At 69.7% G+C, this 552-nt stretch carries 1 protein-coding gene; it reads left to right on the top strand.

Annotated features, from left to right (window positions below):
• The coding region (locus tag AX690_RS02355; protein ID WP_197426758.1) for an efflux RND transporter permease subunit at window positions 1-530 on the top strand (530 nt) is incomplete at its 5' end.
• Window positions 531-552 lie beyond the last annotated feature (22 nt).

Below are 552 nucleotides of genomic sequence, written 5' to 3'. Positions count from 1 at the left end.
TCGTGCCGCTGTGCTTCGCGCTGATCTTCCTGGTGCTCTACATGGCGCTGGGCGGTTTCGGGCCGGCAGCCTCGGTGTTCGCGGCCATTCCGCTGGGACTATCCGGCGGCGTGTTCGCCCTGGCCCTGACCGGGATCACGTTCTCGATCTCAGCCGCGGTCGGCTTCATCGTGCTGGCCGGCGTGGCCGTCCTCAACGGCCTGGTCGTTATGACCAGCGTCCGAGAGCGGCTCGACGCCGGCGTGCCCGTCGCCCAGGCGATCTATGAGGGCTCGGTCGAACGCTTCCGCCCGGTCCTGATGACGGGCCTGGTGCCGGCCATCGGCTTCATCCCGATGGCCCTGGCCAGCGGCACCGGCGCCGAGGTCCAAAAGCCCCTGGCCATGGTGGTCATCGGCGGCCTGATCACGGCCACCGCCGTGACCCTGCTGGTCCTGCCCGCCATCGCCAAACTCATCCTCCAACTGGGGTCTGGTCGGAAGACCCCAGACGAGGGACCGGCCGCGTCGGATTTGAGCACGACGCACTAGCCGGGGCGCCGGCGCGGCCCCT

Origin of the sequence: Caulobacter sp. CCH9-E1 (genome assembly GCF_001556515.1) — a bacterium.
Taxonomy (GTDB): Bacteria; Pseudomonadota; Alphaproteobacteria; order Caulobacterales; family Caulobacteraceae; genus Caulobacter.
This window is presented reverse-complemented; position numbering and strand designations above follow the sequence as displayed.